This window comes from Microbacterium istanbulense, from assembly GCF_037204145.1.
GTDB lineage: Bacteria > Actinomycetota > Actinomycetes > Actinomycetales > Microbacteriaceae > Microbacterium > Microbacterium istanbulense.
In genome coordinates this window covers 35,623-48,687 of record NZ_JBBDGN010000004.1, presented here as the reverse complement: position 1 = coordinate 48,687, position 13,065 = coordinate 35,623, and the positions used below count along the sequence as shown (strand labels likewise).

Annotated in this window: 18 protein-coding genes; 12 read left to right on the top strand and 6 right to left on the bottom strand. The window is 66.0% G+C overall.

The window, feature by feature from the left end; genetic code table 11:
• Positions 1 to 864: a DNA-3-methyladenine glycosylase family protein gene (locus tag WDU93_RS05910; RefSeq protein WP_074041311.1), complete on the bottom strand. Its 864-nt coding sequence runs from the start codon at positions 862 to 864 to the stop codon at positions 1 to 3.
• A 7-nt stretch (positions 865 to 871) separates the two neighbouring features.
• Positions 872 to 1,246 (bottom strand): VOC family protein, encoded by a 375-nt coding sequence (locus tag WDU93_RS05905; RefSeq protein WP_074041313.1) that lies wholly within the window; start codon positions 1,244 to 1,246, stop codon positions 872 to 874.
• A 77-nt stretch (positions 1,247 to 1,323) separates the two neighbouring features.
• Between WDU93_RS05905 and WDU93_RS05900 the strand changes: the two genes are divergently transcribed.
• The gene (locus WDU93_RS05900) at positions 1,324 to 1,761 is read left to right on the top strand and encodes a MarR family winged helix-turn-helix transcriptional regulator (RefSeq protein WP_074041316.1); all 438 of its coding nucleotides are present in this window, start codon (positions 1,324 to 1,326) and stop codon (positions 1,759 to 1,761) included.
• Here WDU93_RS05900 and WDU93_RS05895 read toward each other — a convergent pair.
• The 4 genes from WDU93_RS05895 to WDU93_RS05880 are packed head-to-tail and all read right to left on the bottom strand — an operon-like array spanning position 1,751 to position 4,163.
• Entirely contained in the window at positions 1,751 to 2,104 is a 354-nt protein-coding gene (locus tag WDU93_RS05895) for a hypothetical protein (protein ID WP_074041318.1), read from the bottom strand. The genes WDU93_RS05900 and WDU93_RS05895 overlap by 11 nt on opposite strands.
• Positions 2,104 to 3,126 (bottom strand): helix-turn-helix domain-containing protein, encoded by a 1,023-nt coding sequence (locus WDU93_RS05890; RefSeq protein ID WP_131941905.1) that lies wholly within the window; start codon positions 3,124 to 3,126, stop codon positions 2,104 to 2,106. The genes WDU93_RS05895 and WDU93_RS05890 overlap by 1 nt, the downstream gene beginning before the upstream one ends.
• A gap of 45 nt (positions 3,127 to 3,171) precedes the next feature.
• Positions 3,172 to 3,630, bottom strand: a complete 459-nt coding sequence (locus WDU93_RS05885; RefSeq protein WP_074041172.1) for a DUF5709 domain-containing protein — start codon at positions 3,628 to 3,630, stop codon at positions 3,172 to 3,174.
• Positions 3,627 to 4,163, bottom strand: coding sequence for a carboxymuconolactone decarboxylase family protein (locus tag WDU93_RS05880; protein WP_235006254.1), 537 nt, complete (start codon positions 4,161 to 4,163; stop codon positions 3,627 to 3,629). Before WDU93_RS05880 ends, WDU93_RS05885 begins: the two co-directional genes overlap by 4 nt.
• 253 nt (positions 4,164 to 4,416) lie before the next feature.
• On the opposite strand from WDU93_RS05880, the gene msrA reads away from it, so the two are divergent.
• The 11 genes from msrA to WDU93_RS05825 all read left to right on the top strand — a co-directional run bounded on the left by msrA (position 4,417) and on the right by WDU93_RS05825 (position 13,029).
• The gene (msrA, locus tag WDU93_RS05875; protein WP_337318817.1) at positions 4,417 to 4,917 is read left to right on the top strand and encodes a peptide-methionine (S)-S-oxide reductase MsrA; all 501 of its coding nucleotides are present in this window, start codon (positions 4,417 to 4,419) and stop codon (positions 4,915 to 4,917) included.
• A 51-nt stretch (positions 4,918 to 4,968) separates the two neighbouring features.
• Positions 4,969 to 5,337, top strand: coding sequence for a GNAT family N-acetyltransferase (locus WDU93_RS05870; RefSeq protein ID WP_186372635.1), 369 nt, complete (start codon positions 4,969 to 4,971; stop codon positions 5,335 to 5,337).
• Between the two features lie 28 nt (positions 5,338 to 5,365).
• Positions 5,366 to 5,746 carry a thioredoxin family protein gene (locus tag WDU93_RS05865; protein WP_119217789.1) on the top strand — a complete coding sequence of 127 codons (381 nt, stop codon included), beginning with the start codon at positions 5,366 to 5,368 and terminating at the stop codon, positions 5,744 to 5,746.
• Positions 5,746 to 6,234: a carboxymuconolactone decarboxylase family protein gene (locus tag WDU93_RS05860; RefSeq protein ID WP_074041171.1), complete on the top strand. Its 489-nt coding sequence runs from the start codon at positions 5,746 to 5,748 to the stop codon at positions 6,232 to 6,234. Before WDU93_RS05865 ends, WDU93_RS05860 begins: the two co-directional genes overlap by 1 nt.
• 255 nt (positions 6,235 to 6,489) lie before the next feature.
• Positions 6,490 to 7,263, top strand: a complete 774-nt coding sequence (locus tag WDU93_RS05855; protein ID WP_160126273.1) for an AraC family transcriptional regulator — start codon at positions 6,490 to 6,492, stop codon at positions 7,261 to 7,263.
• Between the two features lie 583 nt (positions 7,264 to 7,846).
• Entirely contained in the window at positions 7,847 to 8,650 is an 804-nt protein-coding gene (locus WDU93_RS05850; protein WP_074041169.1) for a hypothetical protein, read from the top strand.
• Positions 8,647 to 9,822, top strand: a complete 1,176-nt coding sequence (locus WDU93_RS05845) for a ParB N-terminal domain-containing protein (RefSeq protein ID WP_074041168.1) — start codon at positions 8,647 to 8,649, stop codon at positions 9,820 to 9,822. Before WDU93_RS05850 ends, WDU93_RS05845 begins: the two co-directional genes overlap by 4 nt.
• Positions 9,823 to 9,906: 84 nt before the next feature.
• Positions 9,907 to 10,596 (top strand): hypothetical protein, encoded by a 690-nt coding sequence (locus WDU93_RS05840; protein ID WP_144589458.1) that lies wholly within the window; start codon positions 9,907 to 9,909, stop codon positions 10,594 to 10,596.
• 15 nt (positions 10,597 to 10,611) lie between these two features.
• The gene (locus tag WDU93_RS05835) at positions 10,612 to 12,231 is read left to right on the top strand and encodes a M23 family metallopeptidase (RefSeq protein WP_235006255.1); all 1,620 of its coding nucleotides are present in this window, start codon (positions 10,612 to 10,614) and stop codon (positions 12,229 to 12,231) included.
• Positions 12,232 to 12,237: 6 nt separating this feature from the next.
• Entirely contained in the window at positions 12,238 to 12,543 is a 306-nt protein-coding gene (locus WDU93_RS05830; RefSeq protein ID WP_074041166.1) for a DUF6112 family protein, read from the top strand.
• 213 nt (positions 12,544 to 12,756) lie between these two features.
• Entirely contained in the window at positions 12,757 to 13,029 is a 273-nt protein-coding gene (locus WDU93_RS05825) for a DUF6112 family protein (protein ID WP_337318815.1), read from the top strand.
• Positions 13,030 to 13,065 lie beyond the last annotated feature (36 nt).

Below are 13,065 nucleotides of genomic sequence, written 5' to 3'. Positions count from 1 at the left end.
TCAGCTCATCTCACGGGTGCGCTGCTCTCGGAGCGCACGGAGGTGGACCGCGGCCCAGGAGCGGAAGGGGCGCCAGCGTTCTGCGACCTCCTCAAGCAGCGATTCGGGCCCGTACTGGTAGGAGATCTCGGCGTAAAGGCGGCGTTCCGCGCGCGGAAGGACGTCCTGGGCGTTGGCGCCGCGGATAAGGACGAGGTCCGCGGCGAACGGTCCGATGCCTGTCACCGTGAGGAGCTCGCGGCGAGCAGATTCTTCGGGCGTAGTTCGGAGCCGGGGACCGTTGAGCAGTCCGGTGAGCGCAGCCTCGGCGACAGCCCGGAGATAGTCTGGCTTCCGACCGGGTAGGTCCAGTTCTCCGGCGTCGATGGCGCGGATGAGCGCATCGGGCGCGGGAAAGGCCCCGTCGTCCCCGTGCGCGACGATAAGGTCGCGGCGGACTCGGGCAGCAACCGGGACGCGAGTGCGCTGCGACAAGACGCACCAGGCTGCGGCTTCGTAGGGCGAATGGAAGCCGCACGGGCGATATCCGGGGAGAGCCCTTTGGGCGGTGGCGATGATCGGGTCGCGATCGCCGACAGCCGCCCAGGCCCGCGCGTCCACATCAAGAGAGAGGAAGCGGCACACCTGCTCAGCTGCTGCGGCCAGATCGCCAGTGCCGGACAGGCTGATCTGGGCGCTCTCCCCGCGCTGGGTGACGCGGGCGGACACGGGCGTCCAGTCATGCTCGCTCATAAAGCGCGCAGAGAGGACGTCCGGGTCGCCGCCGGCCGCGATCGCGGTAGGGGTGAATTCTTCCCAGAACCGCTTGCTGGTGCGCAAGGACCACGGCCCGAGGACCTGGACCGAGAGGGTGTGCTGCGCCATGGTGGCATTAGGCGCGGGCGTGAATGGTGACGACGTAGCCGTCGGGGTCACGGAATGAGAACTGCAGTCCGAACGGCCCCTCGAACGGTTCCTGCGCGATCGCCACTCCCGCGTCGACCAGGCGTGCATGCACGCCTTCCGCGTCGTCGTTGTGGAACCAGACTCCGGCGCCGGCGCCGAGCTGAGGCATCGCGTCGAGATCCACACCGGGGAACGGGTCGCGGACGGCGAACGCGGCTCCTCCTGCGGAGAAGACGGTCGCCGCGGGGTTCGAGTCTGGGAGGCGTGTGAGTCCGACGAGCTCCTCGTAGAACTTCGCGGAGACGGCGCGGTCCCGCACCTGGAAAGAGACGAAGTCCGGGCCGGTGGTTGTTGCTGCCATGAGCAGGCTCCTGTTCTGTTCAATATCGCCAGTGTCAATATCCTGACACTCGTTGGAGTGTGTGTCAAACTATTGACATGGATGCATTGGACCGGAGCCCGGAGTCGCTGGGGGTGCTGATCAAGGAGACGCAGTCGCTCCTGAACCAGCGAATGGACGATCGGCTTCGCCCGCTGGCGCTGAGTGTGCCGCAGTACGCGTGCTTGACCGCCTTGCAGGACACGCCAGGCATCACGAGCTCCGAACTCGCCCGGCGCGCGTTCGTGTCTCGCCAGTCGATGAACGTGCTGCTTCAGGGGCTGGAGAAGCGGGGACTGGTCACCCGCTCGAGTGATCCTGGGCCCAGGCGGGAACGGAGCGTGGTGCTGAACGATGCCGCAGAACTCCTCCTCGAACGCGCACATGAGGAAGTCTCCTCGGTCGTTCATCGCATGACCGTGGAGGTTGAGCCGGTGGAGCGCGTCCGTCTTTACGAGCTTCTGGCTCGTTGCCGCGACGCCCTGCTCATTCCTTGACGGCATTGTCAGGCCCGGGGAGCTGATACCGGCCGATGGCGCTGTAGGACCCGCGGCGGAAGCGGAGACCAGCGATCCGCCCGTCTTCGACGAGCCAGCGCAGTTCATAGCACGCGCGGTAGTCCGGCGGCCAGAAGGAACAGAACTGCCCCTCTGCATCCACATACCACTCCCCCAACGTGGGTCTTCCGTTCTCGACGTACACGGTCTTGCCGTCCTCGGCGAATGCCTGCGTTGCCCCGTCCTCGTACAGGATCGATGCGGCCGTCAGCGCGCGAGGGATATCCGGTGCTCGAACTTCCTCCGCGTCGATGACGGTGAGGTCAGATAGCGGCTCGTTCATCAGTACGTCTCCTCTGGCCTGATCTGCTGCGGGCGGTCCAGTCGGCTCTCGTCCTGGGTCTCATCGGGGCGAGGTGTGGTGTTGTTGCGCCATTGGCGGGGTGTGGTGCCGAATTCTTCGCGGAAGATGCGGCTGAAGTGGCTGGCTGAGACGAACCCGTGTTGCTGGGCGAGGACGCCGATGGGGACATCGATGGTGGCCGGTGCGGTCAGGGCGTCGCGGACGCGGCGCAGGCGCTGGGACTGGATCAGTTGCGCGAGCCGGATGTCGGCGCGGGACATCTCTGCGTAGAGCAGACGCTCGGACACGTGCAGGTCCTTCGCGATCCGGGCGGCCCCGAGACCAGGGTCGGTGAGGTTGTCGAGCACGTAGGTGACGATCTGCTCGGCCAGCGGATACCGGGTCGTGGCGCGGTCGGGAGTGAGGGCGCTGAGCAGGGTCACTTTCAGCAGGTCGGCGACAGGCGCGAACACGTCCACCTCGTCGCGCAGGCTGAGCTCGGAGTCCATCACGCCCCCGAGCACGGACTGCAGCAGCGCCGCCAGCGAGGTCCGCTCACGCAGATCCACCCCAGAGACCTCGCCGATCTGATCCGCCGTCAACCCCACCACACCCAACGGCAGTCGGAAGAAGTCCCCGATGACCCCCTCGTCGAAAGCGTGGACGTAGGGGCTCGTGCTCGGGTAAACGACGATGCTGCCTGGAGTCATCACGGTCTGGTCATCCCCACGGCGCAGCATCGACCGGTTGCCGCGCTGGAAGACCACGAACAATGACTCGTCGTTGTCCGCTGTGATCATCCGCTGGGGGCGCATAGCGAGGGCAGCCAGCGAGGGCACCGTCTGGACGGACAGGGCTCTCAGCTGCCCAATGTCTTGGTAAGACACGCTCACGCGAGCCTCGCGGCCTTGCGGGTCGAGAGTCAGGTCTGTCTGGACGAGGTTCTCGCAGAGCATCGTCCGGATCGTCTCCACGCGGTCACGTGGATCAATGCTGCGCGAGTCCCATGTCTGCTGCATCATTACAGCCTCCGCCGGTCTTCCGGGCTTCCCCGGTCTGATTCCAGACTATTGCCGGTCATAGTCGCCCTCGTCGATGACGACATGGATAGCCGCCTCCTCGGCGGAGGCGGCACCATTGTCGATGCCGATGTCGGATGCCCAGAAGTCGGAGGACGGGTCAGGGTTGCCGGGTTCGGTCCAGATCAGCCGCCCAGCGCGTACCGATCCGACCTGGTCGTCAAGGATCTCGCCGTCCGTGCCGATGATGTCGCCGATCCCGTCGCCCATCGGCTCTTCAGGTTCGTACTCCGGCACCTCACGCGCCAAGCGAGCCGCCAGCGGTTCTCGGGTGCGTGCTTCGCGCGCCGTGAATCCCCACGACAGTTCGGATGACCGCCGCTCCGGCGGAGAGTATCCCGGGCCGTCGTCGTCGGAGTCTTCGCCGAGAAGATCCGAGTCGAGGCTCTCATCCGGCGGAAGCAGATCGAACTCGATCTCCTGCCCGCTGACCGATCCGTCAGTCATGATGGGTTCCCTTTCTTTCCCCCGACGCCTGGGCTCTCAGTCTCACGAGCAGGCTCTTCGTCACCGGGCAATACGACTGGCACCGCGCCCTGCGCGAGCTTCAGCCTCGTCCACACGTTCATGTTGATGACGACGGCTGCGATCTCGGCGATCTCACGCTCATCGAAAAACACCGTCAGCCCTTGATGCATCTCATCGAAGTGCTCGTGCTCGTAACGTGTCAGCGCTTCGCAGTACGCGAGTGCGAGTGCTTCGGAACCGGAGAACATCGTGCTCTGCCGCCAGCTCGCCAGGTGCGCGACCATCGCCGCGCCGATGCCGACTTCCACGGCGATACGCGTGTGCAGGATCAGGCAGTAGGAGCACGGATTGATCTGCGCAACCCGCAATCGGAGAAGGGCGGCTAGGCGATCACCGATCGACAGCTTCGCGGTGTACCCGAACCCCGTGGCCATCTGCTTCGCAAGCTCATGGAAGTCAGAGAGATCCGGATCAAAGCGCACATTCTCGAAATCGATCTGCTCTGATATCACGATCTCTCCTCACCGTAGGGCACGGTTCGCTGGCTTGCCGGAGTTCCGGCGCCTCCTCTGACGGTAGGTCCGCTTCTCTGCCCCGTGTGGCCTGCTCCTGCAGAGAGCTGTCTTCTCCCTGCAACCGCCGGTCCCGCTTCCGAACGCCGCAGGTCGCGGACATTACGCTGCACAGCCAGGCCACCTGGACAGCACTCCGCTCCGTATCGTGACCCGAAGGGGCGTGTTGCCCGCCGCGAAGAGAGAGAAGACGATGCCGACCTCGAGAGTGATCCTCGCCAGCGGCTGCTTCTGGGGAGCCCAGGAACTCTTCCGCTCGCTCCCGGGCGTGGTGAGCACCCGTGTCGGATACTCCGGCGACGACGACACGCCCAACGCGACCTACCGTAATCACGGGGATCACGCCGAAGCGCTCGAAGTGATCTATGACCCCTCGGCCATCCGATTCCAGATACTGCTGGAGTTCTTCTTTCAGATTCACGACCCCACGACTCGGAACCGCCAGGGAAACGACATCGGGCGCAGTTACCGATCAGCGATCTTCACGACGACCGAGGGACAGATGAAAGTCGCCTTCCACGTGATCGAAGCGATCAACGCTTCGGGCCGCTGGCCAGGAGAAGTCGTGACCGAGGTCGGCGAAGCCGGCCCTTTCTGGGAGGCCGAACCCGAGCACCAGGACTACCTGCAGAAGCACCCCAATGGGTACTCGTGCCATTTCATCCGGCCCGACTGGGTACTACCGGGCCGCTGACCGAGATCTCGCGATAGGAGAGACATGAAACATCCCGACGGAATGATCGGCTTGACCGCGACCGACGCCGACACCGACCTCCCGGCTGTCTCCTCGGACGCAGCGGAAGACTTCGTCATCACGGAGAACGTCGAGTCAGAGCTGTACGAAGCGACCGTGGACGGCAAGCTCGCTGCAGGCCTGCTCTACAGCAGAACCGGCGACCGGGTGCTCCTCCTCGCAACCTCGGTGTTCCCGGAGTTCCGTGGAAAGGGAGTCGCTGCGCGGCTCCTCGGGGGCGTCCTGGACAGTCTCCGCAAGGACAACATGACCGCGACGGTCTCATGTCCCTTCGCCGCCGCGTACATCCGCGCTCATCCGGAGTATGCCGACATCGTCGACGCGCGATTCCCCGGCAACCCCCACGGACACCACCACTGAGCATCATGAGTACAAGAGGAGAACTCGCATGGCAACCGTCGAACTGACCGAAGACAACTTCGAGGTCACGATCAATCAGAACGACATCGTCCTCGTCGACTTCTGGGCGGACTGGTGCGCACCATGCCACCAGTTTGCGCCGGTCTTCGAGAAGTCATCGTTAGACAATCCGGACGTCGTCCACGCGAAGCTCGACACGGAGTCGGAGCAGCGCATCACCGCGGCCGCCCAGATCACCGCGATTCCGACTCTGCTCGCCTTCCGTGAGGGGTTACTCGTCTTCAGCCAGGCGGGGGCCCTACCGCCCACTGCCTTGGCTGAAGTCGTAGAGAACGTCAGAGGACTCGATATGGACGAGGTCAGAAAGGGCCTCGACTCCGATGGTGACTCGTCCAAGGACGATCGCTGATGTCCACCTTGCATGAACCGCGCCCATACATGGACAAGGCCGTCCCTGAAGCATGGGAAGCCGCTTCTACGTTCGCGACCGCTGTGTCTGAGGCCGCGTCGCAACGTGGGCTCACTCCCGCGGAGAGCGAGTTGGTCAAGGTTCGGGCGTCACAGCTGAACGGATGCGTCTTCTGCCTTGATCTGCATTCACGGCAGGCGAGGCGCGCAGGAGTCAATCAGCAAGTACTCGACGTCTTGCCCGCCTGGCGCGAGTCGACTCTGTTCAGCGATCGAGAGCGAGCCTTGCTCGCGATCGCTGAAGCAGCCACCCGACTCCCGCTCGACGCCGCCGTGAATGCCGAGCTCGCGCAGGCCCGAAACACCCTCGCCGAGGAGGAGTTCGCGGCCGCGGAGTGGGTCGCCGCAGCCATCAATATGTTCAATCGGGTCTCCATCCTCAGCGAACACCGCGTGCGGCCACGCGACTCGGAGGGCAAGCTGAGCTGACAGCGTGCCATGCGCAGCGTGGCCGCTACGCCAGAGGACGCGTTCGAGGCCGCACATGACTTGCCACCCGCTGCGCCCCTCAGGTTCACGCGCCCCTACGCAGCGGTTCGGGCACCAGGCGATATCGCGGCCATAGAGATGGTGCGCACGGTTCCATCAAGCCGTACCGTATTTCGGCACGCGAAGATACTCAACGTCGTCGAAGGCTCTTGCGCCCTCGAGACTGCTGAGAGCGTGCACGTCCTGCGTCCTGGCATGTCTCTTGCCCTCGGCACCGGCAAATGGTGCCGCGTGCGCCCATCACCGTCCGTACGCATCTGGGCCATCTACGCCGACGAACGGTTCTGGCGCACCCAGATGGCATGGTTCCTTCCCGACGCAGAGCGAGTGGTCGCAGGAATGCACCCCCTCGAGTGGGACGGCCGCGCGATCGTCCTTGCACCGGGTATCGCTGCCCTGCGGCAGGTCGAGCCGCTATGGCGACAGATGAGCATCCTGCGTAGCGGGACCCATTCGCCCGAAGTCGTCGCGACTCACACTCTCGAGCTTCTCGCACGATGGATGAGGCTGATACTGCCAACTTTCCTTGATGAAGCATCGGACACCCCCACAACACCGTGGACGCCCATCAATGGACGACTGACCGACACCGGATCTATCGGCTACATCGGTCGAGCAATCCAGTTGCTTCGCGGGCGGATCGCAGAGCCGTGGACCGTTGGAGCACTCTCACGAGAACTCTCACTTTCACGAACCCACCTGACCCGCATGTTCGTACAGCACGCCGGCGCCGCCCCAATGCGCCTACTCACTGAACTCCGGCTCACCGAGTTCGCGCGGCTCATCGAAGAAACAGACATCTCCGTGATGCGTGCCGCGAGCGAAGTCGGGTGGAGCGACCCGCGCGTCGCATCCCACTGGTTCCACCGTCGCTACGGCATCACGCCGACACAATACCGACGCACACCACACACGGTTCCTGATCATCGACAAGGCAAGGCTGTCGCTGTCAATGACTCAGCTCTGTGAGGCGATGGCATCGTCCCAACGAACTTGCCCATCAGGTTCGCAGAGAATGCGACGGTCACCTCGGCTTCCCTTACCGCTACTCGCCGCATGAACCGTGACTCTCGACGAATGACCCAAGTTCGTCACGTGCATCTCGACGGATACGCCGCAGGTCAGTAGACCGGACCAGACATGTCGGGTTCGCTGTGGAGCCTGATGGTCGGCACTCCGTCTGCTATCCGTCCTCGCTCCGTTAATCCTCCCGACGCAGCTCATGGCCGCAAGGCGTTCCGCGTCTTGCGGGAGTCCCTGGGAAGGAGTAGCGCATGGCTATAGAGGGGATACGAGGCGAAGCTCGCGAGGCCTGCAACAGGTTCGCGAAGGTCATGACCAACTTATGCCCCCGGCGGTCGGCCGATGCTGCGGGCCGCGAGTTCGCTGCGGCATGTCCACTGGCAGAGGTGGTGTTGGTCGAGCGTGAGCGAAGAGCAACGCTCATGCCAGACGCGCCGCCCGAGTGCACAGGATCGGTTCCTGACCGCGCCGAGGGTTTGGGGTCGCGTTCACACACCTATTGGTCACCTCGTCCTAAGGAGTTGACCTCATGAGAGAACCTTCATCTGAACCACTTCCGGACTTCACCACCGGCGAAGGGCTCCGTGTCCTGCTGGAGCAGCTCACCGCCGAGCATCTCTGGCGCACACACCCCGCCGCCCGCGCGTTGATGCAGTATGCGCAGGAGAAGTACCTTCCGCTCGCACGGTCCTGGCACCGCGACCCCGCCGATGCCGCGTACGAGGCGTTCATGGCGATGCGGACGCCGGCGATCCGCCGTGCCGCGGACCCGTGGGCGGCGATCACCCGCGCTGTGGAGCTCGGCATCGCGGCCGAGGTGCACGCCGAACGTCTGCTCACCTCGACGGACAAGGCCCGCAGGCCCGATCAGCGTCCCGACGAGTACCCGATGCGGGCCGGCCACTACGAGACATTCTTCTACCATGTGCTCGCCGCCGCGAGCCCGCCGGCCTCACCGACCGTCGCCGTGGAACGGGTAGTGCGGTCCGCGTCGGTGTTCCTGGTGAGCACAGGCTGGCATCCCCGCACCATCGAGACCGCGGTGGAATATATCTGCCACCGGCTGACGACTCTGGCGAGCACCCAATCCGGGATCGACGTGCTCCGCAAAGACGACGCGATGCGGCAACGGCTCGGGTTCTCCGCTCGCGATTGGAGCGGGCTGTTGCGTTTGCTGCTCGGGCCGCGGTCGAAGAAGGAAGCCACCGGTGCCGATCCGGCACGTCTGGGGATCTTTGCGCGGCTGCTGCTCGGTGACCGTACCGAGGATCTTCTTGCTGATCATCAGCTTGCCGCTGTTTCCCGCAAGTTCACGAGAGGGGCGGCCGCATGAACGCGAGGGTGCCCGCAGATGGGCAGCCGGTGGCGCAGTTCCCGATCGACGACATCGTCCTGGGTCGCTCCTTCCGGCGTGAGCTGGGTGATCTGAGCGATCTGACCGCGTCGATCCAAACCCTCGGGCTGCTGTGCCCGATCGTGATCACCTCCGACGGGGTCCTCATCTCCGGCAGGCGCCGCCTGGAAGCGATGCGGCAGCTCGGGCATGCGACCGTCCCGGTGTGGATCGCATCTGAGGTGTCCGACAAGCTGCGCACGCTGCTGGCGATCCAGGACGACAATCTGCTCCACAAGCATTTCACCACGACGGAGAAGGCGGCCCTGTACGCGGAGTACAAGACGCTCCTGGCCGAGGAGAACGCCCGCCGTCAGGCCGCGACTCGGTTCGGCGCCGCCGCCCTCCCGGGCTCGGACGACGGCGAGGCCGACGACAGCGACCCGGAGGAGAAGGAAGTGATGATCGTCGCGACCTATCAGGGTAGCGACAGCGGCCGTTGGGATTCACAACCACCGGCGAAGCGGAAGTCCCGCGTGCAGGCCGCGACCGCGGTGACCGGCCGGGACTCCTCCCAACAGCTCGAGCAGGTCCTCGCGCTGGAACGGCTGGCAACCAACGAGGACGAAGACGAACGAGTCCGGCGGGCAGCCGCCGAAGCGGTCGTGGAGATCAACGGCGACGCGAAGGTCCACGGCCGCTACCACGAGGTCATCGCCCTGCGCGGGGTGTGCTGGCTGGAGAAGACCGCGGTGAACGAGTCCGCGACTGCCGCCGTCCGGGAAGCCGCCGACGACGAGCTCCGCGCGGTGCGGCAGATCGACCGACCGGTGGAACGATCCCGGGCGGTCGCCGCTGCCATCGCCCGTGTCCGCAAGCTCGCCCTCACGCCAACTTCCACTGCGGCAACCGAGGAGGACGGCGAATCGGGTGCGGAGGATGAGGGGATGTCCGCGGACGGGGTCCGGGGCCGCTACCACGCCCGCCGGCTGGTCGACATCCTCGCGAAAGCGGAGGGGTGGTGGGAGATCAACGACGCCACGCTCGTCGGCCAGTACGCCACCGACGAGCAGTGGGAGGCGATCACCAGCCACCGTAAACAGGCGACCGCGTTCCTCGACACCGCCGCCGATGCACGCCGCACCACCACCAGGACGGGCCTGGTGCCGTGAGATGACTGGCCGGGTGGGGTCAGACGCCCGCACCTACATGGCACACACCGTTGACGGATCTGCTGTGAAAGGACGCCCCCTGCCATGTCGACCGATTTCGCCGATGCGGCCCCGCGCAAGCGGGGCCGCGCCCTGTTGATCGCCGGTATCTCCGGAACGATCATCCTTCTCGTCCTGGTCGGCCTGGGCGTGTACGGACTGATCGCCCGCCCGCACGAGAACACGCCTGCCCCGGCCCCGACCGCCTCCGAACAGCGGCCACCGGCTTCGACGCCCTCCGGACCATCTGACCTGATGCCGCTGCCGCGCACGAACGACCCGATCCGGTACGCACGCGCCGTCGCCGTATCCCTCTTCACGTGGGACACGGCATCCGGGCTCGGGCCCGCCGACTACGGGCAGGTCGTGCTCTCCGACGCCGATCCCACCGGAACCGAGACCCCCGGTCTTGCCTCCGACATCGCCGGCTACTTCCCGGCGTCCGACGCCTGGCGGCAGCTCACCGGGCACGCCACTACCCAGCACCTCACCATCGAGACTGCGGTCGTGCCCGACGCCTGGGCCGACGCGGTCGCGCAGGACCGGTCGGGCACGATCGTGGACGGGATGATCGCGGTCACCATCGACGCCACCCGGTATCGCACCGGCACAGTCTCCGGGCAGGAAGCAACCAGTGAACACCCGGTGTCGTTCACCGTGTTCCTCGCATGTGAGCCCGCGTTCGACGACTGTCACACGTTGCGGCTGTCCGAGCTCGACAACCCGCTGCGCTGACCCCCGGGGGCTGTCGTGCTGAAGAAGATCCTCGTCGTGCTGGCGATCCTCGCCCTGTGCGTAGGACCGGCGACCGCGCTCGTCGGCGTCGGGGTGCTGATGAACCCCGCCGCGAACGCGAGCTGCGGCCCCGGGTCGTCGCTGACCGTGGGGCCGATCCCGGACGAGCTGGAAGTGACCACGCGGGACGGTGAGACGTTCACGCTGAACAAGAAGCAACTCACGCACGCCGCGACCATCATCACCGTCGGCGGGCAGACCGACGGCGTCGATGTCCGCGGGGTCACGATCGCGCTCATGGCCGCTCTCACCGAGTCGGTGCTACGGCAACTGTCGAACACCGGCGTTTACCCCGAATCCGGGGACTACCCGAACGACGGCAACGGCAGCGACAACGATTCCCTCGGGTTGTTCCAGATGCGACCGCAGGCCGGGTGGGGCACCGTCGCCGAGCTGATGGACACCACCTACCAGGCCCGCGCGTTCTACGGCGGTCCGTCGGGGCCGAACTTCCCCTCCCCACGGGGGATGCTCGACATCCCCGGCTGGCAGAGCATGGACATGGGCGAGGTCGCCCAGGCGGTCGAGGTCAGCGCGTTCCCGGAGCGATATCAGAACTACCAGCCCGTCGCCGAAGCGATCCTCGCCGCCCTCACCGTGCCGGCACCCTCCGGCACCGGCGGGGGCACCGGGTCGGTACCGGAAACCAGCCGCATCCTGTTCCCGCTGCCCGAGGGGACGTGGACGAAGACCAGCGACTGGGGGTATCGGTCCGACCCGTTCACCGGCGAGACCACCTACCACGCAGGCACCGACTATGCCGCCGCCGACGGCACCCCGATCTACGCGGCCGCTGACGGGCGGGTCGTGTGGTCGGAGTTCAACGGCGGCTACGGCGGCCTCATCATCATCGAGCACACCGTGCAAGGCGAAGCCGTCCGCTCCGTGTACGCGCATATGTGGGAACACGGCATCCACGTCCGAGAAGGACAGACCGTCACCGCCGGCACTCACATCGGCGATGTCGGCTCCTCCGGCCGCTCCACCGGCGCGCACCTGCACTTCGAGATCCGGCCTGGCTCCACCGGCACCGAATCGATCGACGCCGACCAGTGGCTTATCGACCACGGCGCCGCCGAACCGGACGGCACCAGCACCCCCGGCCCCGGCTGCGCACCCGCCGGCACTACTACGCCAGCGGCAGAGTTCACCGGCGACGGCACCGAGATGGTCGATGACCCGACCGGCACCAGCGGGCAGATCACCGCCCGCACCGCGCACATGGTCGTCCAGACCCGCAACGCGTTCGCCGACACCGGGTGGGCGTGCTACTCACCACGACCAGGGACACGGTCGGATCATCCTCTCGGGCGGGCGTGCGATGTCACCGTCGGCAATCAGATCGGCCACTACCCAACCAGCGAGCAGGTCGCCTACGGGTGGCAGGTCACCGAATGGCTTCAAGCCAACGCCGAGCCCCTCGGGATCTCCTACCTCATCTGGCAAGGCACGATCTGGTCGCCCGCGCAGGCGGACGAGGGGTGGCGGCACTATACCGGCGGCGGCATGCACGACCCCGGCGACGTCACCGGCGGCCACTTCGACCACATCCACATCTCCGTGAAAGACGGGTGAGCATTCATGCCGCATCCCCACGTCCCGACGAAGCCCGTGCTGTCCGGGAGTGTGTTCCCCGATTTCGGAGCCGTCGGCGGATCGAACGAGCTCGAGAGCATCATCGGTGCGCTGCTGACCGTCGTGTTGATCCTCGCCGTCCTCATGCTCATCGTGTGCGCGATCATGTGGGCGATCGGCTCCGCGAACGGCCACCACCAGGTCGCCACGAAAGCCCGCATCGGCGTGTGGACGGCGCTCGGTGCTGCCGCCCTTGCCGGGGCCGGGGTCGCATGGATGAACTGGCTCATCACGATCGGCGGGCAGCTCTAACCCGGGTCGGGAGGCGAGAGCTCAGGGGCGGGGCGGTGGAGGAGACGAGGCTCCACCGCCCCGCTTTCTGCCGTGCGGGGTCCGGTGTGCGCACCTGTGCGATACCCGGCCGGCGCCTGGCCGGGTATCCGCCTGGTTCATGAAGGAGCACCCGTGTCCGCCGTTCTCGATCTCACCACCACCGTCTTGCCCCACGTGGCCGCTCTGGCCCCGATGGAGGTCGACATCGACCCCAACAGTTCGGGGCTGCCCGGCATCGCGCAGCTGCGCACCATCGTCGGCGCCGTGATGACGGTCGGCCTGATCCTCAGCGTCCTGGCGTTGATCATCTCGGCGATCATCTGGGGCTTCGGCGCGAACAGCAGCAACCCGCATCTGGCCGGGCGGGGAAAGATCGGGGTCCTCGTCTCCTGCGGGGCCGCGATCATCTGCGGCGCAAGCGTCACGCTCATCAACTTCTTCTGGAACGTCGGCCAGGCCGTCTGAACGGCCCCTCCACCGCACCGCCCCGGAAGGAGACCG

What these genes read in the sequence shown, in the direction of transcription:
- WDU93_RS05845 (WP_074041168.1), top strand. Translation starts at nt 8,647, where the DNA reads ATGAACGCGAGGGTGCCCGCAGATGGGCAGCCGGTGGCGCAGTTCCCG.
- WDU93_RS05890 (WP_131941905.1), bottom strand. Translation starts at nt 3,126, where the DNA reads ATGATGCAGCAGACATGGGACTCGCGCAGCATTGATCCACGTGACCGC.
- WDU93_RS05825 (WP_337318815.1), top strand. Translation starts at nt 12,757, where the DNA reads ATGGAGGTCGACATCGACCCCAACAGTTCGGGGCTGCCCGGCATCGCG.
- WDU93_RS05895 (WP_074041318.1), bottom strand. Translation starts at nt 2,104, where the DNA reads ATGAACGAGCCGCTATCTGACCTCACCGTCATCGACGCGGAGGAAGTT.
- WDU93_RS05855 (WP_160126273.1), top strand. Translation starts at nt 6,490, where the DNA reads ATGTCTCTTGCCCTCGGCACCGGCAAATGGTGCCGCGTGCGCCCATCA.
- WDU93_RS05885 (WP_074041172.1), bottom strand. Translation starts at nt 3,630, where the DNA reads ATGACTGACGGATCGGTCAGCGGGCAGGAGATCGAGTTCGATCTGCTT.
- WDU93_RS05905 (WP_074041313.1), bottom strand. Translation starts at nt 1,246, where the DNA reads ATGGCAGCAACAACCACCGGCCCGGACTTCGTCTCTTTCCAGGTGCGG.
- WDU93_RS05860 (WP_074041171.1), top strand. Translation starts at nt 5,746, where the DNA reads ATGTCCACCTTGCATGAACCGCGCCCATACATGGACAAGGCCGTCCCT.
- WDU93_RS05910 (WP_074041311.1), bottom strand. Translation starts at nt 864, where the DNA reads ATGGCGCAGCACACCCTCTCGGTCCAGGTCCTCGGGCCGTGGTCCTTG.
- WDU93_RS05900 (WP_074041316.1), top strand. Translation starts at nt 1,324, where the DNA reads ATGGATGCATTGGACCGGAGCCCGGAGTCGCTGGGGGTGCTGATCAAG.
- WDU93_RS05850 (WP_074041169.1), top strand. Translation starts at nt 7,847, where the DNA reads ATGAGAGAACCTTCATCTGAACCACTTCCGGACTTCACCACCGGCGAA.
- WDU93_RS05840 (WP_144589458.1), top strand. Translation starts at nt 9,907, where the DNA reads ATGTCGACCGATTTCGCCGATGCGGCCCCGCGCAAGCGGGGCCGCGCC.
- WDU93_RS05830 (WP_074041166.1), top strand. Translation starts at nt 12,238, where the DNA reads ATGCCGCATCCCCACGTCCCGACGAAGCCCGTGCTGTCCGGGAGTGTG.
- msrA (WP_337318817.1), top strand. Translation starts at nt 4,417, where the DNA reads ATGCCGACCTCGAGAGTGATCCTCGCCAGCGGCTGCTTCTGGGGAGCC.
- WDU93_RS05865 (WP_119217789.1), top strand. Translation starts at nt 5,366, where the DNA reads ATGGCAACCGTCGAACTGACCGAAGACAACTTCGAGGTCACGATCAAT.